General features: G+C 66.9%; 20 protein-coding genes and 1 rRNA gene. 6 read left to right on the plus strand and 15 right to left on the minus strand.

The window, feature by feature from the left end:
- Nucleotides 1-31 precede the first annotated feature (31 nt).
- The 6 genes from LJF27_RS03390 to glcD form a co-directional block, all read right to left on the minus strand.
- Nucleotides 32-199 (minus strand): rubredoxin, encoded by a 168-nt coding sequence (locus LJF27_RS03390; RefSeq protein ID WP_003098329.1) that lies wholly within the window; start codon nt 197-199, stop codon nt 32-34.
- Between the two features lie 183 nt (nt 200-382).
- A complete protein-coding gene (locus LJF27_RS03395) occupies nt 383-550 on the minus strand; it encodes a rubredoxin (RefSeq protein ID WP_003098330.1) in 168 nt (55 codons plus the stop codon).
- 133 nt (nt 551-683) lie between these two features.
- Complete coding sequence (locus tag LJF27_RS03400) at nt 684-1,085, minus strand: heme-binding protein (RefSeq protein ID WP_003098332.1); 402 nt, start codon at nt 1,083-1,085, stop codon at nt 684-686.
- 4 nt (nt 1,086-1,089) lie between these two features.
- Nucleotides 1,090-2,316, minus strand: coding sequence for a glycolate oxidase subunit GlcF (gene glcF, locus LJF27_RS03405; protein WP_003136271.1), 1,227 nt, complete (start codon nt 2,314-2,316; stop codon nt 1,090-1,092).
- 9 nt (nt 2,317-2,325) lie between these two features.
- Nucleotides 2,326-3,405, minus strand: a complete 1,080-nt coding sequence (gene glcE, locus LJF27_RS03410; protein ID WP_003136272.1) for a glycolate oxidase subunit GlcE — start codon at nt 3,403-3,405, stop codon at nt 2,326-2,328.
- Nucleotides 3,405-4,904, minus strand: a complete 1,500-nt coding sequence (gene glcD / locus LJF27_RS03415) for a glycolate oxidase subunit GlcD (RefSeq protein WP_003104603.1) — start codon at nt 4,902-4,904, stop codon at nt 3,405-3,407. Before glcD ends, glcE begins: the two co-directional genes overlap by 1 nt.
- A 204-nt stretch (nt 4,905-5,108) precedes the next feature.
- Between glcD and glcC the strand changes: the two genes are divergently transcribed.
- From glcC to ubiA, 3 genes are all read left to right on the plus strand, one after another.
- Nucleotides 5,109-5,864, plus strand: coding sequence for a transcriptional regulator GlcC (gene glcC, locus LJF27_RS03420; protein ID WP_003115387.1), 756 nt, complete (start codon nt 5,109-5,111; stop codon nt 5,862-5,864).
- A gap of 79 nt (nt 5,865-5,943) precedes the next feature.
- Nucleotides 5,944-6,480 (plus strand): chorismate lyase, encoded by a 537-nt coding sequence (locus tag LJF27_RS03425; RefSeq protein ID WP_023115665.1) that lies wholly within the window; start codon nt 5,944-5,946, stop codon nt 6,478-6,480.
- Between the two features lie 26 nt (nt 6,481-6,506).
- Entirely contained in the window at nt 6,507-7,397 is an 891-nt protein-coding gene (gene ubiA / locus LJF27_RS03430; RefSeq protein ID WP_003104612.1) for a 4-hydroxybenzoate octaprenyltransferase, read from the plus strand.
- A gap of 23 nt (nt 7,398-7,420) precedes the next feature.
- Here ubiA and LJF27_RS03435 read toward each other — a convergent pair whose 3' ends face one another.
- Nucleotides 7,421-7,804 carry a hypothetical protein gene (locus LJF27_RS03435; RefSeq protein WP_003096652.1) on the minus strand — a complete coding sequence of 128 codons (384 nt, stop codon included), beginning with the start codon at nt 7,802-7,804 and terminating at the stop codon, nt 7,421-7,423.
- A gap of 176 nt (nt 7,805-7,980) precedes the next feature.
- Here LJF27_RS03435 and phoB point away from each other — a divergent pair, with 176 nt between their 5' ends.
- From phoB to LJF27_RS03450, 3 genes are all read left to right on the plus strand, one after another.
- Entirely contained in the window at nt 7,981-8,670 is a 690-nt protein-coding gene (phoB, locus tag LJF27_RS03440) for a phosphate regulon transcriptional regulator PhoB (protein WP_003096653.1), read from the plus strand.
- Between the two features lie 72 nt (nt 8,671-8,742).
- Nucleotides 8,743-10,074, plus strand: a complete 1,332-nt coding sequence (phoR, locus tag LJF27_RS03445) for a phosphate regulon sensor histidine kinase PhoR (protein ID WP_017148679.1) — start codon at nt 8,743-8,745, stop codon at nt 10,072-10,074.
- 102 nt (nt 10,075-10,176) lie between these two features.
- Complete coding sequence (locus LJF27_RS03450; RefSeq protein WP_003096655.1) at nt 10,177-11,517, plus strand: hemolysin family protein; 1,341 nt, start codon at nt 10,177-10,179, stop codon at nt 11,515-11,517.
- 34 nt (nt 11,518-11,551) lie between these two features.
- Here LJF27_RS03450 and LJF27_RS03455 read toward each other — a convergent pair whose 3' ends face one another.
- From LJF27_RS03455 to rrf, 8 genes are all read right to left on the minus strand, one after another.
- A complete protein-coding gene (locus tag LJF27_RS03455; protein ID WP_003096656.1) occupies nt 11,552-12,451 on the minus strand; it encodes a peptidoglycan DD-metalloendopeptidase family protein in 900 nt (299 codons plus the stop codon).
- 115 nt (nt 12,452-12,566) lie between these two features.
- A complete protein-coding gene (locus LJF27_RS03460; protein WP_003096657.1) occupies nt 12,567-13,469 on the minus strand; it encodes a response regulator in 903 nt (300 codons plus the stop codon).
- A 118-nt stretch (nt 13,470-13,587) separates the two neighbouring features.
- The gene (phoU, locus tag LJF27_RS03465) at nt 13,588-14,316 is read right to left on the minus strand and encodes a phosphate signaling complex protein PhoU (RefSeq protein ID WP_003096661.1); all 729 of its coding nucleotides are present in this window, start codon (nt 14,314-14,316) and stop codon (nt 13,588-13,590) included.
- A gap of 95 nt (nt 14,317-14,411) precedes the next feature.
- Nucleotides 14,412-15,245, minus strand: coding sequence for a phosphate ABC transporter ATP-binding protein PstB (gene pstB, locus LJF27_RS03470; protein ID WP_003096663.1), 834 nt, complete (start codon nt 15,243-15,245; stop codon nt 14,412-14,414).
- A gap of 15 nt (nt 15,246-15,260) precedes the next feature.
- Nucleotides 15,261-16,937, minus strand: coding sequence for a phosphate ABC transporter permease PstA (pstA, locus tag LJF27_RS03475; protein WP_003096667.1), 1,677 nt, complete (start codon nt 16,935-16,937; stop codon nt 15,261-15,263).
- A 19-nt stretch (nt 16,938-16,956) separates the two neighbouring features.
- Nucleotides 16,957-18,990, minus strand: coding sequence for an ABC transporter permease subunit (locus LJF27_RS03480; protein ID WP_078451435.1), 2,034 nt, complete (start codon nt 18,988-18,990; stop codon nt 16,957-16,959).
- A gap of 422 nt (nt 18,991-19,412) precedes the next feature.
- The gene (gene pstS / locus LJF27_RS03485) at nt 19,413-20,384 is read right to left on the minus strand and encodes a phosphate ABC transporter substrate-binding protein PstS (RefSeq protein ID WP_003096673.1); all 972 of its coding nucleotides are present in this window, start codon (nt 20,382-20,384) and stop codon (nt 19,413-19,415) included.
- Between the two features lie 403 nt (nt 20,385-20,787).
- Nucleotides 20,788-20,882 (minus strand): 5S ribosomal RNA (gene rrf, locus LJF27_RS03490); the annotation flags it as partial.

A 20,882-nucleotide genomic window follows, 5' to 3' on the forward strand; every position in this document is an offset into this window, starting at 1 on the left:
CGGCGCCGGGCGCCGCTTCTGTGGATTTCGCTCAGGCGATCTCGATCATCTCGAAATCGATCTTGCCGACACCGCAATCCGGGCAGACCCAGTCCGCCGGGATGTCTTCCCAACGGGTTCCCGCCGGAATGCCTTCTTCGGGCAGGCCCAGGGCTTCGTCGTAGATGAAGCCGCAGACCACGCATTGCCACTTGCGCATAGCCACCCTCCTCGTTCGTCGAACCTAGCTCAGCGTCGGTGGCCGGCCAACGGCAAGGCTGCCGGGCGTTCCCGGCAGGACAGTCAATGACCGGACCCAAGTCCCAAGGATAACTCCTGGACGGCCGCTGGCCAGGCATGAAAAAAGGCGGCCAGGGCCGCCTTCTTCGCCGGCGAGCGGGGCTCAGCCGATTTCGATCATCTCGAAGTCCAGCTTGCCGACGCCGCAGTCGGGGCACAGCCAGTCTTCAGGCACGTCTTCCCAGCGCGTTCCCGCCTCGATGCCTTCTTCCGGCCAGCCTTTGGCCTCGTCATAGATCAGTCCACACACCACGCATTGCCACTTCTTCATTGTTTACCTCGGGCGGGTTACCACGGTTCAGCGCCGGCAACCTATAACAAATCCACCCTGTCCGCCAACCTGCCCGAAAGGCAAGGTGGTGCCGAACGGGCCAACCAAAGATGGGTGGTGCCCACCGGTCGCCTCACAACCCCTCGGCTCCGATCCGCGCCACCCGGGCGTCCTCTTCGGCGCGTACGCCGGAAACCCCGACCGCGCCGACCACCTGTCCGTCCACCAGGATCGGCACACCGCCCTCCAGGGTGGCCTGCAGCAGCGGCACCGAGAGGAAGGCGCTGCGTCCGCCGTTGATCATGTCCTCGTAGCGCTTCGTTTCCCGGCGTCCCAGGGCGGCGCTGCGGGCCTTTTCCGTCGCGATGTAGGCACCGATCGGCGCGCAGCCGTCGAGGCGCTCCAGCGCCAGCGGGTGGCCGCCGTCGTCGACCACCGCGATGCTCACCGCCCAGCCTTGGCGCTGTGCCTCCTCGCGGGCCGCGCCAAGGACGCGGGCGACCTCCTCGCGGCCGAGTACCGGCTTGCTGTGCATGGTTTCACTCTCCTCCGGGCAAGGCCTGGTCGAGCAGCTCGATCCAGTGGCGTACCGGGGTCCGTCCGGCCCCGTCGAGATGGGCCTGGCAACCGACGTTGGCCGTGGCGATGACATCCGGCGCGCCGCTTTCCAGGGCGTCCAGGCGGTTGTCGCGCAGACGCCTGGACAGCGCCGGCTGGGTCAGCGAGTAGGTGCCGGCGGACCCGCAGCAGAGATGACCGTCGGCCACCTCGGTGAGATGGAAGCCCAGTCGCCGCAGCACCGCCTCCACGGCCCCGCCCAGTCGTTGCGCGTGCTGCAGTGTGCATGGGCAGTGGAACGCCAGGCGCTGGTCGCAGCGCAGGCCGAGGGACTCCAGCGGCTCGTCGCGAAGCACTTCCACCAGGTCGCGGGCAGCGGCGGCGACCTCGCGCGCCTTGTCCGCGTACCGTGGGTCGTCGCGCAGCAGGTAGGCGTAGTCCTTGACGAAGGCGCCGCAGCCGCTGGCGGTCTGCACGATGGCCTCGGCACCCTCGCGCAGCAACGGCCACCAGGCGTCGATATTGCGCCGCGCGCGCTGGCGGCCGCGCTCCTGCGCATCCAGGTGGAAATCCAGCGCGCCGCAGCAGCCGGCCGCGGCCGCCGGCGTCACGCTGATTCCCAGGCGGTCCAGAACCCGCGCGGCGGCGGCGTTGGTGTTCGGCGACAGCGCCGGCTGCACGCAACCTTCGAGCAGCAGCACGCGCCGCGCATGCCGGGGCTGCGGCCGCCTGCCCGGCGCCGCGACCCGACGTGGCAGCTTGCCCTGCATCGCCTCAGGCAGCAGAGGCCTCAGCCGCCCGGCAGCGCCGGCCAGCGCGCCGAACAACCCCGGGCGCGGGGCCAGCAGGCGCAGCCCGTCGCGCAGCAGGCGTTGCCGGAAGCCGCGCGGCAGGCGTTCGGCGAGTAGGTCGCGGCCGATATCCAGCAGCTTGTGGTACTCGACTCCGGACGGGCAGGTGGTTTCGCAGTTGCGGCAGCTCAGGCAGCGATCGAGGTGCAGGCGGGTGCGCTCGCTGGCCTCGTCGCGCTCGAGGAACTGCTTGATCAGGTAGATCCGTCCGCGCGGGCCGTCGAGTTCGTCGCCCAGCTCCTGGTAGGTCGGGCAGGTGGCGTTGCAGAAACCGCAGTGCACGCAGCTGCGCAGGATGCGCTCGGCTTCGGCGGCCTCGGCGCGTTGCCGGGCGGAATCGCAGAGGTTGGTTTGCATCGCGCCTCCTCAGAGTTCGGCGTACATCCGCCCGGGATTGAAGATGCCCTGCGGGTCGAGCTGGCGTTTGAGTGCCCGGTGCAGGCCGAGCAGTCCAGGCGGTAGCGGCTGGAACGGCGCATCGAGATGGCCGGCGCGGTAGCAGGTGGCGTGACCGCCATGGGCGGCGGCCCACGCACGGATGTCCGCGGCCGGCGCGTCGCTTTTCAGCCAGCGCAGCGCCCCGCCCCAGTCCAGCAACTGACGACCGGGCAACGGCGTCTCCGGCGCCAGCGCCGGCAGCGACAGGCGCCAGAGCGGTCGCGGGTCGTCGAAGAACGGCAGGCGCTGCTCGCGCAGGTCGGCCCAGAAGCCGTCCTCGAGCGCTTCGCCACCGAGGCGGTCGCGCGCCGAGCGTACCGAGCCCTCGCCGCCCTCCAGGCGCAGGCGCAGGGCTTCGCCGTCGTGGCAGGCCGCACTGATCGGCAATGGCTGGCCTCCCCACTCGGCCAGCTTGCGCAACGCCGTCGCCACCGGCAGGTCCAGGCTCAGGCCGGCCTGGCAGCGCGGCATGGGCAGCACCTTGAAGGACACTTCGGTGACCACCCCGAGGCAACCGAAGCTGCCCGCCAGCAACCGCGACAGGTCGTAGCCGGCGACGTTCTTCATCACCTCGCCGCCGAAGCGCAGGTGGGTGCCCAGGCCACTGATCAGCCGCGTCCCGAGGACGAAATCGCGTACCGCTCCCGCCCAGGGCCGGCGCGGTCCGGACAGGCCGCTGGCGAGCACCCCGCCGACCGTCGCCCGGCCGCCGAAACCCGGCGCCTCGCAGGCAAGCATCTGCCCGCCGCGCGCCAGCACGGCCTGTAGCTCGTCCAGCGGCGTACCGGCACGGGCGGTGATCACCAGTTCGCAGGGATCGTAGGCGACGATCCCACGGTGTTCGGCGAGCGCCAGCGGTTCGCCCGCAACCGGCCTGCCGAGGAACGCCTTGCTATCGCCACCGACGATGCGCAGCGGCGCGCGCCGCGCCAGGGCGTCGCGGACCCGCTCGAGCAGCGCGCCGGCATGGTCGGCGCCAGCGTCCGGATCGAAATACGGCTGGCTCATCAGAAACGCTCCAGTTCGGGGAACGGCAGTCGACCGTGGCGGACGTGCATGGCGCCGAACTCGGCGCAGCGATGCAGGGTGGGCACGTTCTTGCCGGGATTGAGCAGCCCGGCCGGGTCGAACGCCGCCTTCACGGCGTGGAACAGGGTCAGCTCGTCGGCATTGAACTGAGCGCACATCTGGTTGATCTTCTCGCGGCCGACGCCATGTTCGCCGGTGATGCTGCCGCCTACCGCTACGCACAACTCGAGGATCCTGCCGCCCAGCGCTTCGGCGCGCTCCAGCTCGCCCGCCAGGTTGGCGTCGAAGAGGATCAGCGGGTGCATGTTGCCGTCGCCGGCGTGGAATACGTTGGCCACCCGCAGGCCGTATTCGCGCGAAAGCTCGGCGATGCCATGCAGCACCCGCGGCAGCTCGCGGCGCGGGATGCTGCCGTCCATGCAGTAGTAATCGGGGGAAATCCGCCCGACCGCCGGAAACGCATTCTTGCGCCCAGCCCAGAAGCGCTGGCGCTCGGCCTCGTCTTGGGCCTGTCGCACCGAGGTGGCGCCAGCCGCCTCGAACAGCTCGCGGACCCGCTCGCAATCCTCGTGCACGTCGGCTTCCACGCCATCCAGTTCGCAGAGCAGGATCGCCGCCGCGTCGACCGGGTAACCGGCGTGGATGAAATCCTCGGCGGCGCGGATCGACAGGTTGTCCATCATTTCCAGCCCGGCCGGGACGATGCCGGCACCGATCAGGTCGGCCACCGCCCGCCCGGCGCTTTCCACATCGTCGAAGCTGGCCAGCAGGACCTTCGCCACCGGCGGGCGCGGCAACAGCCTGACGGTGACCTCCACCACCACGCCGAGCAGCCCTTCGGAGCCGGTGAACAGCGCCAGCAGGTCGAAGCCAGCGCTGTCCAGGGCGCTGGACCCCAGGCTCAGGCGCTCGCCTTCCAGGGTCACGATGTCCACCTGCAACAGGTTGTGCACGGTCAGGCCGTACTTCAGGCAATGCACGCCGCCGGCGTTCTCCGCGACGTTGCCGCCGATGGAGCAGGCGATCTGCGAGGACGGGTCCGGTGCGTAGTACAGACCATGAGGGGCAGCGGCCTGGGAGATCGCCAGGTTGCGCACGCCAGGCTGGACCCGGGCGAAACGACCCAGCGGATCGATCTCGAGGATCCGCCGGAAACGCGCCATCACCAGCAGCACGCCGTTCTCCAGCGGCAGCGCGCCGCCGGACAGGCCGGTGCCGGCACCGCGCGCCACGACCGGCACCTTCAGCCGATGGCAGAGGGCGAGCAGGCCCTGAACCTGTTCGATGCGTTCCGGCAATGCCACCAGCAACGGCGTGCAGCGATACGCCGAGAGTCCGTCGCACTCGTAGGGACGCAGGTCTTCCGCGGCGTGCAGCAGTTCGAGGTCGGGCAGGCGGAGGCGCAACTCGGCCAGCAGGCCATCCTTGTCCACCTGCGGCAGCGGACCGTCCAGACGCTCGTCGTAGAGGATGTTCATGGCGGCTGTCCTTGTTGTGGTTGTCGGCGGGATCAGCAAGCGTCCACAGCCTGTACCGCGCGGACGCCGGGGTCCAGCAGGCGTCTAACTGGTCCTACCAGTATCACCAGGAGCCATGGGCATGAGGCGCATGCTAGAAAATCCCTGAGCTTCTATAGTGAGTAACGACAGCCAACTGGTCCTACCAGTGCAACGGGAGCTTCCATGCAGAAACAGCGGGTGGCCGACCAGGTCGCAGAGCGTATCGAGCGGCTGATCGTCGACGGCGTGCTCAAGGTCGGCCAGGCTCTGCCGTCCGAGCGGCGCCTGGTGGCCAAGCTCGGCTGCTCGCGCTCGGCCCTGCGCGAGGGCCTGCGGGCGCTGCGCGGGCGCGGCATCATCGACACCGAGCATGGCCGTGGGTCGTTCGTCGCCGACCTCGACCGCAACGCCGACGTCAGCCCGCTGATGCACCTGTTCGGCTCCCAGCCGCGCACCCTCTACGACCTGCTCGAAGTCCGCGCCCTGCTGGAGGGCGAGGCGGCCCGCCTGGCAGCGCTACGCGGCACCGAGGCAGACTTCGTCCTGCTCGCCCGGCGCTACGAAGAGATGCTCGCCAGCCACGAGGAAACCCAGCCGATCGATCCCCGCGAGCACGCCCGCCGCGACCACGCGTTCCACCGGGCGATCAGCGAGGCATCGCACAATCCGGTGCTGGTGCATACCCTGCAATCGCTCAACGAACTGCTGCTGAGCACGGTGTTCGCCTCAGTGAACAACCTCTATCACCGGCCGCCGCAGAAACGCCAGATCGACCGCCAGCACGCGCGCCTCTACGCGGCCCTCCGCGAGCGCCAGCCGGACCAGGCGCAACGGGCGGCGCGCGAACATATCCACAGCATCCGCGACAACCTGCGGGAGATCGAGCAGGAAGAACAGCGCCTGGTCCGCGCCACCCTGCGCCTGAACGGCTGGGGGTGACGCGCCACCGCGTCGCAGACCGGCCGCCGGCCGAACGTGCTACCCTCGCCGCCTTCTGCCGCCGTCTCGTAGTCCCGTCATGCCCAGCAATGCGCTCTGGCTTCGCGCCGACCAACTGTCCAGCGTCTCCCCCGCCGTCCTCGACTGGCTGTTCGACGAGGGGTCGCTGACCCGGCGCCTGACCGCCCTGGCCGACGGCGCGTTCCGCGTCGAACCCCTGCTGGAAGGCTGGCAGACCCTGCGCGACGACGAATGCCAGGGGCTCGACGTCCCTACCGGCAGTAGCGGCTGGGTCCGCGAGGTCTACCTGCATGGCCACGACCGTCCCTGGGTGTTCGCCCGCAGCGTGGCGGCGCGCAGCGCCCTGGAAGGCTCGGGCTTCGACCTGGCGCTGCTCGGCTCCCGCTCGCTGGGCGAGTTGCTGTTCAGCGACAGCGCCTTCGAGCGCGGGCCCATCGAAGTCTGCCGCTATCCGGCGGCCGGTCTGCCCGCCGAGGTCCGCGCCGAGGGTCTCTGGGGCCGTCGCTCACGGTTTTCCCGCGGCGCGCTCGGGGTGCTGGTGGCGGAGGTGTACCTACCGCGCCTGTGGGACCAGGCGGGAATCGCCGACGTATAATCCCCCGGTCGACTCCGGAGGTCCCCATGTTCGTCACCCTGATCAAGCCGCTGGCCCGCCTGCACCCCCGCGCCTGGGACTTCGTCCAACTGGTGCGGCTGGACCGGCCGATCGGCATCTACCTGCTGCTCTGGCCGACCCTCTGGTCGCTGTGGATCGCCGCGGACGGCGTGCCGGAACTGAAGAACCTGCTGATCTTCGTCCTCGGCGTCATCCTGATGCGCGCCGCCGGCTGCGTGATCAACGATTTCGCCGACCGCAATTTCGACGGCCATGTCGCACGCACCAAGGCGCGCCCGCTGGCCACCGGCAAGATCAGCGTGCGCGAGGCCTGGATCACCTTCGCCGTCCTGGTCGCGCTGAGCTTCGGCCTGGTCCTGCTGACCAATGCAACGACCGTCTGGCTGTCGTTCGGCGCGGTAGCCGTGGCCTCGCTCTACCCCTTCATGAAGCGCTACACCTACTATCCGCAGGTGGTGCTGGGCGCCGCCTATTCCTGGGGCATCCTGATGGCCTTCACCGCCGAGCGCGGCGAATTGCCGGCCAGCGCCTGGCTGCTGTTCCTGGCCAACGTGCTGTGGACGGTCGCCTATGACTCCTACTACGCGATGACCGACCGCGAGGACGACCTGAAGATCGGCATCAAGTCCACCGCAATCCTCTTCGGCGATGCCGACCGCCTGATCATCGGCAGCCTGCAGGGCCTGACCCTGCTCCTGCTAGTGCTGGCCGGCAACCGCTTCGAACTGGGCCTGTGCTTCTACCTCGGCCTGGCGGTGGCGGCGGCCTGCTTCGTCTGGGAAGCCTGGTCGACCCGCGACCGCGACCCGCAGGCCTGCTTCCGCGCCTTCCTGCACAACCACTGGGCTGGCCTGGCGATCTTCCTCGGCACGGTCGCCGACTACGCGCTGCGTTGAGCGGCGCGCAGGCCGGCGACCATCTAGTCCATGTCCGGCTGGGCGACGTGCCAGGCGCCCATCTTGCCGTCACCGTTCTTGTCGCCAGGCTTCTTGTCCTGGATGAAGGTATAAAGGGGCTTGCCGTAGTAGGCCCACTGCTGGGTGCCGTCCTCGCGAGCGACCAGGCTCCAGTCGCCGCTGGCCTGCGCTCCCTGGGCCGCTGCCAGCGGCGGCCAGTTCTTCGCGCACTGCCCGGAACAGGCGGATTGCCCTTCGCTGTCCTTGTCGTAGGTATAGAGCGTCATGCCCTTGCCATCGACCAGCACGCCGTCCTTCTCGGTGGCCGGCGCCACCGTTTCCTGGGCCAGCGCGGCGAACGCCGGCAGGGCCAGCGCCAGACCCAGCGCCAGGTGGATTCTGTTCATCGCGTCTCTCTCCTGTGTCTTCAGGTGGAGCGTTCGCCGCCCGCAGGGACGGCACCGGAACCTGTTGAGCATAGCCCCGCCGCGGGCAGTCGGCGGAAACTACGCCGTTGTGTCACATACCTGACACAATTTCGTTATCTAATGCGGCGCAAGACAGATCGACCCGAGGCAAGACCATGGTTGGCAAGACAATCCTCATCGTTGATGACGAAGCACCGATTCGCGAGATGATCGCCGTGGCCCTGGAGATGGCCGGCTACGAGTGCCTGGAGGCGGAAAATACCCAGCAGGCGCACGCGGTGATCGTCGACCGCAAGCCGGACCTGATCCTGCTCGACTGGATGCTCCCCGGCACTTCCGGCATCGAACTGGCGCGACGCCTGAAGCGTGACGAACTGACCGTCGACATCCCGATCATCATGCTCACCGCCAAGGGCGAGGAGGACAACAAGATCCAGGGCCTGGAGGTCGGCGCCGACGACTACATCACCAAGCCGTTCTCGCCCCGCGAGCTGGTCGCCCGCCTGAAGGCCGTGCTGCGCCGCACCGGGCCTGGCGACAGCGAGGCGCCGATCGAGGTCGGCGGCCTGCTGCTGGACCCGATCAGCCACCGCGTGACCATCGACGGCAAGCCGGCCGAGATGGGCCCCACCGAGTACCGCCTGCTGCAGTTCTTCATGACTCACCAGGAACGCGCCTATACCCGCGGCCAACTGCTGGACCAGGTCTGGGGCGGCAACGTCTATGTCGAGGAGCGCACCGTCGACGTGCATATCCGCCGCCTGCGCAAGGCGCTCGGCGAGGTCTACGAAAATCTGGTTCAGACTGTCCGCGGGACCGGCTATCGTTTCTCCACCAAGAGCTGACCCCGCTCCCGGCCGCCCAGCGGCCGGAGTCGTTTCCCCTGGACGGTCCGTGACGGACCGCCACTGGACAGGATGCAATCCGTCGTGAACCAAGACTGGCGTGGAGCGCTGATCCGCCACCTGCTTCTCGTGCTGGCCGCCAGCCTCGTGCTCGGCGTGGTCAGCGGCCATTACGGCTGGGCCCTGGCCCTCGGCCTGGCTCTCTACCTCGGCTGGACCCTCTGGCAGCTACTGCGTCTGCACCAGTGGCTGCGCAACCACCAGCCAGACGAGCCACCGCCGGACAGCTACGGCCTCTGGGGCGAAGTCTTCGACAATATCTATCACCTGCAACGCCGCAACCAGCGCGCCCGTGGCCGCCTGCAGGCGGTGATCGACCGGATCCAGGAGTCCACCGCGGCCCTGCGTGACGCGGTGATCATGCTCGACAGCGACGGCAACCTGGAATGGTGGAACCTCGCCGCGGAAAACCTGCTCGGCCTGAAGACCCCGCAGGACGGTGGCCAGCCGGTGAGCAACCTGATCCGCCATCCGCGCTTCAAGGAATACTTCGACCAGGAGGATTACCGCGAGCCGCTGGAAATCCCCTCGCCGATCAACGAGCGCCTGCGCCTGCAATTCCACATCACCCTCTACGGCAACCGCGAGCACCTGATGCTGGTCCGCGACGTCACCCGCGTCCACCAGCTGGAGCAGATGCGCAAGGACTTCGTGGCCAACGTCTCCCACGAGCTGCGCACGCCGCTGACGGTGATCGCCGGCTACCTGGAGACCCTCCTCGACAACGTCGAGGATGTGAACCCGCGCTGGCTGCGCGCCCTGCAGCAGATGCAGCAGCAGGCCGGACGCATGCAGAACCTGCTCAACGACCTGCTCCTGCTGGCCAAGCTGGAGGCCACCGACTACCCCGGCGACAACAAGCCGGTGGCGGTGGACGCTCTCCTCGTCAGCATCCGTAACGACGCCCAGGCCCTGTCCGCCGGGCGCAACCACCGCATCAGCCTGGACGCCGCACCCGCTGTGCAGCTCAAGGGCAGCGAGGCGGAACTGCGCAGCGCCTTCTCCAACCTGGTATTCAACGCGGTGAAGTACACCCCCGACGAAGGCGAGATCCGCATCCGCTGGTGGGCCGACGAACAGGGCGCGCACCTGTCGGTGCAGGACACCGGTATCGGCGTCGATCCCAAGCACCTGCCGCGCCTGACCGAGCGCTTCTACCGGGTGGACTCCAGCCGCGCCTCCAACACCGGCGGCACCGGCCTCGGCCTGGCCATCGTCAAGCACGTGCTGATCCGCCACCGCGCGCGCCTGGAAATCAGCAGCGTGCCCGGCAAGGGCAGCACCTTCACCTGCCATTTCGCCCCGGCGCAGGTCGCCGAGGCCGAGCGCAAGGCGCCGAAGTGAGCCTCGTCGCGGTGCCGCGCCGCCGGCGTCGGCACGGCCAAGGCTTGCAAGCGACGACACAGCCCCTCATTCTTAAGGGCCTTTTGGCTACCGCACACCCCCATGGACCCTTCTCCTAGTACCAGCATCGCCACCTATTTCGCCGATGCCGGCCTGATCCTCTTCGCGCTTTTCCTCGTCCTGCTCAATGGCTTCTTCGTCGCCGCCGAGTTCGCCATGGTCAAGCTCCGCGCCACCCGCGTGGAAACCATCGCCAAGCAGCACGGCTGGCGCGGCGCCATCCTGCGCAAGGTTCACAACCAGCTGGACGCCTACCTGTCCGCCTGCCAGCTGGGCATAACCCTGGCCTCCCTGGGCCTGGGCTGGGTCGGCGAGCCGGCCTTCGCCGAACTCCTGGAACCGCTGCTGGCGATGATCGGCGTGCATTCCGACGAACTGATCCGCGGTATCTCCTTCTTCACCGCGTTCTTCATCATTTCCTACCTGCACATCGTGGTCGGCGAGCTGGCGCCCAAGTCCTGGGCGATCCGCAAGCCGGAACTGCTGTCGCTGTGGACGGCGGTGCCGCTGTACCTCTTCTACTGGCTGATGTACCCGGCGATCTGGCTGCTCAACGCCAGCGCCAACGCCATCCTCAAGATCGCCGGCCAGGGCGAGCCCGGCCCGCACCACGAGCATCACTACAGCCGCGACGAACTGAAGCTGATCCTCCACTCCAGCCGCGCCCAGGACCCCAGCGACCAGGGCATGCGCGTGCTGGCCTCGGCGGTGGAGCTGGGCGAACTGGAGGTGGTCGACTGGGCCAACTCCCGCGAAGACCTGGTCTACCTCGAGCACGACGCGCCGCTGGCGGACATCCTCGCGGTGATCCGCCGCCATAAGTACAGCCGCTACCCGGTCTGGGACAGCCACAAGGGCGAGTTCATCGGCCTGCTGCACATCAAGGACCTGCTGCTGGCGCTGTCCGCCCTGGACAGCCTGCCGGAGACCTTCGACCTCGACGAACTGGTGCGCCCGCTGGAGATCGTCACCAAGCACACCCCGCTGTCGCGCCTGCTGGAGCAGTTCCGCAAGGGCGGCGCGCACTTCGCCGTGGTGGAAGAGGCCGATCACAAGGTGGTCGGCTTCCTGACCATGGAGGACGTGCTGGAAGTGCTGGTCGGCGACATCCAGGACGAACACCGCAAGACCGAGCGCGGCATCCTCGCCTACCAGCCGGGCAAGCTGCTGGTGCGCGGCGACACACCGCTGTTCAAGCTCGAGCGCCTGCTCGGCATCGACCTCGATCATGTCGAGGCGGACACTCTCGCCGGGCTGGTCTACGACACCCTGAAGCGGGTGCCGGAGGAAGAGGAAGTCCTCGACACCGAGGGCCTGCGGATCATCGTGAAGAAGATGCGCGGTCCGAAGATCGTCCTGGCCAAGGTGGTCAAGCTCGACTGAGACGAGCCGGCGCCGCCACGGCGCCGGCGACTTTTCAAGGCTCGCGGACGATGGCGAAGTTCGGCAGGCTGTCGACCGGCTGGGCGAAGTCGTAGGGAATCGACTCCAGCGCCAGGCCGACGTTGCGCTGGATCACGAAGTGCAGGTGCGGCCCGCTGCTGTTGCCGGTGTTGCCGGAGCGCGCCAGCGGCGTGCCGACCTGGACCCGCTGGCCCTCGGCGACCAGTACCGAATGGCGCATCAGGTGCAGGTAGACGCCCATGGTGCCGTCGTCGTGCAGGATGCGGACGAAGTTGCCCGAGGGATTGTTGCCGCGCCCGCTCTGGTTGTTCTCGATCTTCACCACGGTGCCGCCGCGGGCAGCGATGATCGGCGTGCCCTCGGGCATGGCGATGTCCATCGCGTAGCGGCCCTTGGGGGTGAAGTGGCTGTACTTGCCATTGGCGCCCTGGGACAGGCGGAACGGCCCGCCGCGCCAGGGCAGCGGATAGCGATAGAGCAGCGGCTGCTGGCGCGGGTCGCCGAGCGCGTAACGCAGCTTCGGGGTGTAGCTCATCGGCTTGCCGGCCTTGCGCGGCGCCAGGGTCGCCAGGCGCACCTGGCTGCGCGCCGGGACCACCCAGCGAATCGGCCCGTCGGGCACCCCAACGGCATTGCGCGGGTTGCGGATCCGCAACTCGACCTCGACCGGCGCGTAGAGGTCGTTGCGCACCTGCAGGGTCTCGCCACCCGCGTGCTTCTTCGTCTCCAGCTTCACTTCCCGTTCCAGGTGCTCGACCATCCGGTCGCGGAAGACGAACACCTGCGCCCCGGCCACGGCGCGGTCGGAGTAGGTCACCACGCCATTGGCGTCGGTGTACTTGTAGATGGTCAGGGCCGCAGCCGGAGCTGCCGCGGCGAACAGGCCACAGAGAAGGAGAAGGCGCCCTAGCATGACTGCACGGATCGTGTCGTTCTGGTTATCCCGAATCGGCAAGACTAGCAGCGCTTTATTGCCAGGGCGAGACGACAGCGAGCGGGCTGTGAACGGATCGTCGGGAAAAAACCGCTCAGGCGCCGGGAACGTAGTGCTTCTGGGTACTTCCGCGGGCGATCAGGCGCGACAGGTAGTCGAGCTTCTGCGGGTCGCGGTCGACGAAACGCAGGGTCAACAGCAGCCAATCGCTATCCGGCTTCGGCTCCAGCGCGGCGATGGCGTGCAGGTAGCCGTTCAGGCGCGCCACGTCGCTGTTTTCCTCGAGGTCCAGCACCGCGCTTTCCAGCACCTGCGGCAACGGGTCGGCGCGCTTCACCACCAGTTGCGCTTCCTTCAGACTGACCGCCTTGATCACGCAGGGCATGCTGCTCTGCGGCAGGCGCAATTGCGCCTGCCCCAGCGGGTTGCCGCTGCCGGCGGGACGCGCGCTGGCCTGGGGAGCCGAAGCCGGCTTCGGCGCGGGGGCCGGTTTTGCCGGACTGGCGGCAGGCTTGATCACCTCGGCGCGACCACCGGTCAGGGCGGCCAGCGAATCGTTGGCCATGCCGCTGGCGATCTCCCGGCGCGGCGCGTGGGCCGCCAGGGCTTCCAGCTTGCCGCTGCGGCTCAGGGCCTTCTTGATCTTGGCCACCAGTTGGTCATTGGAGAATGGCTTGCCGATGTAGTCCGACACCCCGGCCTGGATCGCCTGGACCACGTTCTCCTTGTCGCCGCGACTGGTGACCATGATGAACGGGGTAGTCTTGAGGTTTTCCTGGGCACGGCACCAGGTCAGCAGTTCGAGGCCGGACATCTCCGGCATCTCCCAATCGCAGAGGATCAGGTCGACGTTCTGCCGACTGAGCAGTTGCTGGGCCTTGCGGCCGTTCACGGCCTCCTCGATATGAAGGCCGGGGAAGTTGTCGCGCAACCCTTTCTTCATCAGATCTCGGATGAAGGGGGCGTCATCCACCACTAGCGCGCTGACTTTGCTCATCGACTTCTCCTGGACAGGTCCGCCTAGGATAGCCTCCCCTGCTGGCAGGATGCCAAGCCTTGCTGCAGTCGCGCGAAGAAACAAGGCTCCAGGTCAAGGGAGCCTTGCCTGCGGAAGATCACTCGCCGCGGTTGTTCTCGACCTCTTCCTTCATGCGGGTCAGGCCGATGTGGCGAACGTCGGTGCCGCGAACCAGGTAGATCACCAGCTCGGCGATGTTGCGCGCATGGTCGCCGATGCGCTCCAGCGAGCGCAGGGCCCAGATGATGTTGAGCACGCGGGATATCGCCCGCGGGTCTTCCATCATGTAGGTGACCAGCTCGCGCAGGGCGGTCTTGTATTCGCGATCGACGGTCTTGTCGTACTGCGCCACGGACAGCGCCAGGTCGGCATCGAAGCGGGCGAAGGCGTCCAGTGCCTCCTGCACCATCTTCTGTACCTGGCTGCCGATGTGCCGAACCTCGACGTAGCCGCGCGGCGACTCGCCTTCCTCGCACAGCTGGATGGCGCGGCGGGCGACCTTGGAGGCCTCGTCGCCGATCCGCTCGAGGTCGATCACCGACTTCGAGATGCTGATGATCAGGCGCAGGTCGGAGGCCGCCGGCTGACGCCGGGCGAGGATACGCACGCACTCCTCGTCGATGTTGCGCTCCATCTGGTTGATCTGGTCGTCGATCTCGCGGACCTGCTGGGCGAGGCCGGAGTCGGCGTCGATCAGCGCGTTGACCGCGTCGTTGACCTGCTTTTCCACCAGCCCGCCCATGGCCAGGAGGTGGCTGCGCACATCCTCCAGCTCGGCGTTGAACTGCTGGGAGATGTGATGGGTGAGACTGTCTTTGTTGATCATGTGGGGAATCCTTCTGGAGCCGCTGCGACCGGTGACATCAACGAGCTACGGAGAGCGCCGGAGGCAGCGGTATCGCCGCGCCTCCGGACGCGCCGCTAGCCGTAGCGGCCGGTGATGTAGTCTTCGGTCTGCTTCTTCGCCGGGTTGGTGAACAGCGTATCGGTGTCGCCGAACTCGATCAGCTTGCCCATGTACATGAACGCCGTATAGTCGGAAACCCGCGCGGCCTGCTGCATGTTGTGGGTAACGATGACGATGGTGAACTTCGACTTCAACTCGTAGATCAGCTCTTCGATCTTCAGCGTGGAGATCGGGTCCAGCGCCGAGCACGGCTCGTCGAGCAGCAGCACTTCCGGTTCCACCGCGATGGTCCGGGCGATCACCAGGCGCTGCTGCTGGCCGCCGGACAGGCCGAGGGCGGACTCGTGCAGGCGATCCTTCACCTCCTCCCACAGCGCAGCCCCCTTCAGCGCCCACTCGACGGCCTCGTCAAGTACGCGCTTCTTGTTGATGCCCTGGATACGCAGGCCGTAGACCACGTTCTCGTAGATGCTCTTGGGGAACGGGTTGGGCTTCTGGAACACCATGCCGACGCGACGGCGCAGCTCGGCGACGTCGACGCCCTTGGCGAAGATGTTGTGGCCATCGAGGCGAATCTCGCCTTCGACGCGGCAGCCATCCACCAGGTCGTTCATCCGGTTGAAGCAGCGCAGCAGGGTCGACTTGCCGCAGCCGGACGGGCCGATGAAGGCGGTCACGCGCTGCTTCGGAATGTTCATCCGGACGTCGAAAAGGGCCTGCTTGGCGCCGTAGAACAGGTTCAGCCCGGGCACTTCCAGTTCGACACTTTCGGAAGCCAGGTCGAGGCTCTGGCGGTCGCGGCCGAGCGCATCGAAGTTGATGCCGTGGCTGGCGGTCTCGTTTTGCATGGGAAGCTCCCTCAATCAGTTTTCCAGGGCCTTGTACTTCTCGCGCAGGCGATTGCGGATCGCGATGGCGGAGAAGTTCAGCAGGGCGATCACCACGACCAGCAGCAACGCCGTAGCGTATACCAGCGGCCGTGCGGCCTCGACGTTGGGGCTCTGGAAACCGACGTCGTAGATATGGAAACCGAGGTGCATGATCTTCTGGTCGAGATGCACGTACGGATAGTTACCGTCGACCGGCAGCGACGGTGCCAGTTTCACCACGCCGACCAGCATCAGCGGCGCCACTTCGCCGGCGGCACGGGCCACGGCGAGGATCAGGCCGGTCATCATCGCCGGGCTGGCCATCGGCAGGACGATCTTCCACAGCGTTTCCGCCTTGGTCGCGCCGAGCGCCAGGGAGCCTTCGCGGACCGCGCGCGGAATCCGCGCCAGGCCTTCCTCGGTGGCGACGATCACCACCGGCACGGCGAGGATCGCCAGGGTCAGCGAGGCCCAGAATAGCCCGGGGGTACCGAAGGTCGGCGCCGGCAGGGCCTCGGGGAAGAACAGCCGGTCGATGGAACCGCCCAGCACGTAGACGAAGAAACCCAGGCCGAACACGCCGTAGACGATCGCCGGTACGCCGGCGAGGTTGTTCACGGCGATGCGGATCACCCGGGTCAGCGGCCCCTGCTTGGCGTACTCGCGCAGGTAGACCGCAGCGATCACGCCGAACGGGGTGACGATCAGCGCCATCACCAGGGTCATCATCACGGTGCCGAAGATCGCCGGGAAGATACCGCCCTCGGTATTGGCCTCGCGCGGATCGTCGCTGAGGAACTCCCAGAGCTTCTTGAAGTACACCGTCATCTTGGTGCCCAGGCCCATGGCGTTGGGCTGGTAGGCATGCACCAGCTTGCCAAGGGTGATTTCGCTCTCGCGGCCGCTGGCGTCGCGCATTACCACGCTGTCGCGGTTGAACTCCTGATGCAGGCCGTTGAGCTGCTCTTCCAGGACCTTGTAGCGCGCCTGCAACTCGCTGCGCTCGGCGGCCAGGTCGGCCTGGGCGGCGGCGTCCAGCTTGCCGTCCAACTGCAACTTGCGCTCTTTCAGGCGCAGGCGCTCGAGACCGTGGTTGATCCCGCCGATGTCGCCCTTCTCCAGCTTGTAGAGCTTGGCGTAGAGGTCATCCACCCGCTGCATGCGCTTCTGCAGTTCGCCTACCGCGGCGTCGCCTTCGGCGACCACCTGGCCGTTCTCCTTGACGCTCAGCAGGTAGCCGTAGAAGTTGCCCCACTCGCGGCGTTCGAGAACCATCAGCGCTTCGGGACGCTTGATGTCCTGCAGCCACTCGCCGACGACCCAGGAGAAATCGCTGCCGTAAAGCTCGCGGTTGCCCAGCTTGAGCAGCTCGCGGGTCATGAATTCGGGGCCGGCCTCCGGGACCGGCATGCCGGCGCTGCGCAGGCGCGCGCGCGGCACTTCCTCGGCCTGGACCACCTCGCCGATCACGGTCTTGGCGGCTTCGCCAGGGATCTGGTAAGTCGCCTCGATGACGTTCGCCGGCCAGAAGTGGCCGAGGCCGCGTACCGCGATCACCGCCAGCAGGCCGATGGTCATGATCACCGCGATCGACACCGCGCCGGCGTTCATCCACACCCAGGGCGAGCCGCTGCCGAACCAGGCTTTGACGGTTTCCTGTTTCTGTTTCACAGAGCTATACCTCCGCCGCTTACAACGACGCGTATTTCTTGCGCAGACGCTGACGGATCAGCTCTGCCAGGGTGTTCATCACGAAGGTGAACGTCAGCAGTACCAGCGCCGAGAGGAACAGCACGCGGTAGTGGCTGCCGCCGACCTCCGACTCGGGCATCTCCACCGCGACGTTGGCCGCCAGGGTGCGCATCCCCTCGAAGATATTCACTTCCATCACTGGGGTATTGCCGGTCGCCATCAGCACGATCATGGTCTCGCCGACGGCGCGGCCCATGCCGATCATCAGCGCCGAGAAGATGCCTGGACTGGCGGTCAGGATCACCACGCGGGTCAGCGTCTGCCAGGGCGTGGCGCCCAGGGCCAGGGAGCCGTAGGTGAGGCTGCGCGGCACGCTGAAGATGGCGTCCTCGGCGATCGAGAAGATATTCGGGATCACCGCGAAGCCCATTGCCAGCCCGACGATCAGGGCATTGCGCTGGTCGTAGGTGATGCCCAGGTCGTGGCTCAGCCAGAGGCGCATGTCGCCGCCGAAGAAGGTGGTCTCCAGGTGCGGGCTCAGCCACAGGGCGAAGGCGCCGACGGCAAGCACCACCGGGATCAGCAGCGCGGCTTCCCAGCCGGCCGGCAGGCTCAGACGGATACGCTCGGGCAGGCGGCTCCAGAGCAGGCCGGCAAGAAGGATGCCCAGCGGCGTCAGCAACAGCAGGCTGAACACACCCGGCAGGTGGCCTTCGACGTAGGGCGCCAGGAACAGGCCGGCGAAGAAGCCGAGGATCACCGTCGGCAGCGCCTCCATCAGCTCGATCACCGGCTTGACCTTGCGGCGCATCGCCGGAGCCATGAAATAGGCGGTGTAGACGGCGGCCGCGATGGCCAGCGGAGCTGCCAGGATCATCGCGTAGAAGGCGGCCTTGAGCGTGCCGAAGGTCAGCGGCGAGAGGCTCAGCTTCGGTTCGAAGTCGGTGGTCGCGGCGGTGGACTGCCAGACGTAGGCCGGCTTGTCGTAGCTCTCGTACCAGACCTTGCCCCAGAGCGCGCTCCAGGAGATTTCCGGGTGCGGGTTGCTCAGGGCGAAGCGGTGGATCTTGCCACCCTGCTCCAGCAGCAGGCGGTTGGCCCGCGGCGACAGGGTGATGACCCCGGAAGAGTCGGCGACCGGCTGGACCAGCAGGGTACGGTGCGCGGTGCTGTGGAAGACGCCGAGGTTGCCCTTCTCGTCCAGGGCGATGAAGCCCTTGCGCCGTTGTTCCGGAGCGATGGCGCTGATCGGCGCGCCATCCAGATTGAAGTCGCGAACGTGCGACAGGCGCGGTTCGCCGTCGGTATCGCGAGCCATGAACCACTGGGCGATGCCACCCTTGGAGTCGCCCACCAGCAGCGAGATGCCGCCCAGCAGTTGGGTGCTCGCGGTGACCTCGGCGTTGGGGTCTTCCAGCAGCTTGTAGCGACCGTTCAACTGGCGGCTGTGCAGGTCGAACACATCGGCGGTGGCACGTCCGTTGATCACGTACAGCCACTGCTTGCGCGGGTCGAGGTAGATGGCTTTCACCGGTTCGGCGATCTGCGGGAGTTCGATGCGCTCCTCGTCCAGCGTGCTTTCGCCGGTCAGCATGTTCTCTCCCCGAGTCATGCTCAACAGCAGCAGTTGCTTGTCGACGGAGCCAGCCAGCAGCAGGCTGTCGTCGCCGGCATTGATGCTCACATGCTCCAGCGGGCGGCCCTGCGGATCGAGACCGATCGGGGTCTCGCCGTAGGGGAAGGCGATCTCCGGGGTGATGGTCTTCTTGTTGTCCGGGTAGGTGACCTTGTAGGTGTGCTGGAACACCAGCACCTGTCCGTTGGACAGGCCCAGGGCGACCGTCGGGCTGCCCGGCTGGTCCTGGGCGATCGAGCGGATCTCGCTGCCCGCCGGAAGCGGCAGAGCGACACGCTTCAGTTCGACACCGGTCTTGGCGTTGAAGAAGAGAATCTCGCCCTGGCCGCCGACGCGCATGGCCACCTGGTTCTGCTCCTCGATGCTGAGCAGCAGGGGCACCTGCGCCTGCTGCATCCAGGCCGGAGTCAGCGCTTCGCGGGTCTCCAGGTCGGCGCCGCGGAACAGGGGGAGCACGACGTAGGCCAGGTAGAAGAAGATCAGGGTGATTGCCGCCAGCACGGCCAGGCCGCCGACCAGCACGTACCAGCGGGTCAGGCGGTCCTTGAGGGCACGGATGCGGCGCTTGCGTTGCAGGGCTGGCGTATTGAAGTCAATCCGCTCGGGAGCAAGGGAGGAGTTCATCGGGGAGTTGGCCATGTCGTTCATGGGGTGACACCCTAAAGGCTCTGTATGACAGACAGATGACAGCAACATGACGCAACAAAGCCCGCCAGCAGAGCCTCGCTGGCGGGAAAGGCCGGCGGATCCTAGCGCCCGCCGGCAGAGCCTTCATGCCTGGACGGCCCATCGCTGGGCCATCCGCTCAAGTCACTGGATTACAGGCCCAGTTCCTTGATCGCCTTCTCGGCCACCTTGGCCGGCAGCGGGATGTAGCCGTCCTTGACCACGACCTGCTGGCCGGTCTTGGACAGAACCAGCTTGAGGAACTGAGCCTCCAGCGGGTCCAGCGGCTTGTTCGGCGCCTTGTTCACGTAGACGTAGAGGAAGCGCGACAGCGGATAGGTGCCGTTCAGGGCGTTCTGCTCGTTGTCCTCGACGAAGGCAGCGCCTTCCTTCTTGGCCAGGGCCACGGTCTTCACGCTGGCGGTCTTGTAGCCGATACCGGAGTAGCCGATGCCGTTCAGCGACTGGCTGACCGACTGCACCACGGAAGCCGAACCCGGCTGCTCGTTGACGTTCGGACGGAAGTCGCCTTTGCACAGGGCTTCTTCCTTGAAGTAGCCGTAGGTGCCGGAAACCGAGTTGCGGCCGAACAGTTGCACCGGCTTCTTCGCCCAGTCACCGGTCAGGCCCAGATCGCCCCAGGTCTTCACGTCCTGCTTGCTGCCACACAGGCGGGTAGCGGAGAAGATCGCATCGACCTGCTGCATGGTCAGGCCTTTGATCGGGTTGTCCTTGTGCACGAAGATCGCCAGGGCGTCGACAGCGACCGGGACGGCGGTCGGCTTATAGCCGTACTTCTGCTCGAAAGCCTGCAGCTCGACGTCCTTCATCTTGCGGCTCATCGGGCCCAGGTTGGCGGTGCCTTCGGTCAGGGCCGGCGGCGCGGTGGAAGAACCGGCAGCCTGGATCTGGATGTTCACGTTCGGATAGAGGCGCTTGTACTCCTCGGCCCACATGGTCATCAGGTTGGCCAGAGTGTCGGAGCCGACGCTCGACAGGTTGCCCGACACACCGCTGGCTTTCTGATATTCCGGCAGCGCCGGGTCGATCGCGGCTACCGCGGAAGCGGCGCCTACGCCTGCGGCGACGAACGTCAGGGCCGCCATCAAACGCTTGAGTTTCATGCCTTGCTCCTTGGACAGGATGGGGTTGGATGGAACGGGGGCCAGTATCGTCAGGCCGCATGAAGACTCTATGAAAGGAATATGACAGTTGGATGAAATGCCATCAGCCTTCCGACATTTTTCCGCAAGCCTTGGGAGAAGCCCTGCCACACCCCTAAAAGCCTGGAAACACAAGGGCTCCAGCCTTTCACGGAGGAGCCCGGGAGGCCCTCTGGAGCGCGTTTTCGATCCGCCTGGGGGAGGTAGCCGTCCATCCGTTTCATGCAGGATGGGTAGTTTCCAGGGCAATTGTGACAGTCGCCGCCGGCATTCGCAGTCGAGAAAAGAAGCGAGGAAGCACGCCTTTTTCCGCGCGCAAAAGCAAAACCCCCGGTCATCGCTGACCAGGGGTTTTGGGATAGGAGCTTGACGATGACCTACTCTCACATGGGGAGACCCCACACTACCATCGGCGATGCGTCGTTTCACTTCTGAGTTCGGGAAGGGATCAGGTGGTTC

Origin of the sequence: Pseudomonas sp. 203-8 (genome assembly GCF_020708595.1) — a bacterium.
GTDB classification, from domain to species: domain Bacteria; phylum Pseudomonadota; class Gammaproteobacteria; order Pseudomonadales; family Pseudomonadaceae; genus Pseudomonas; species Pseudomonas aeruginosa.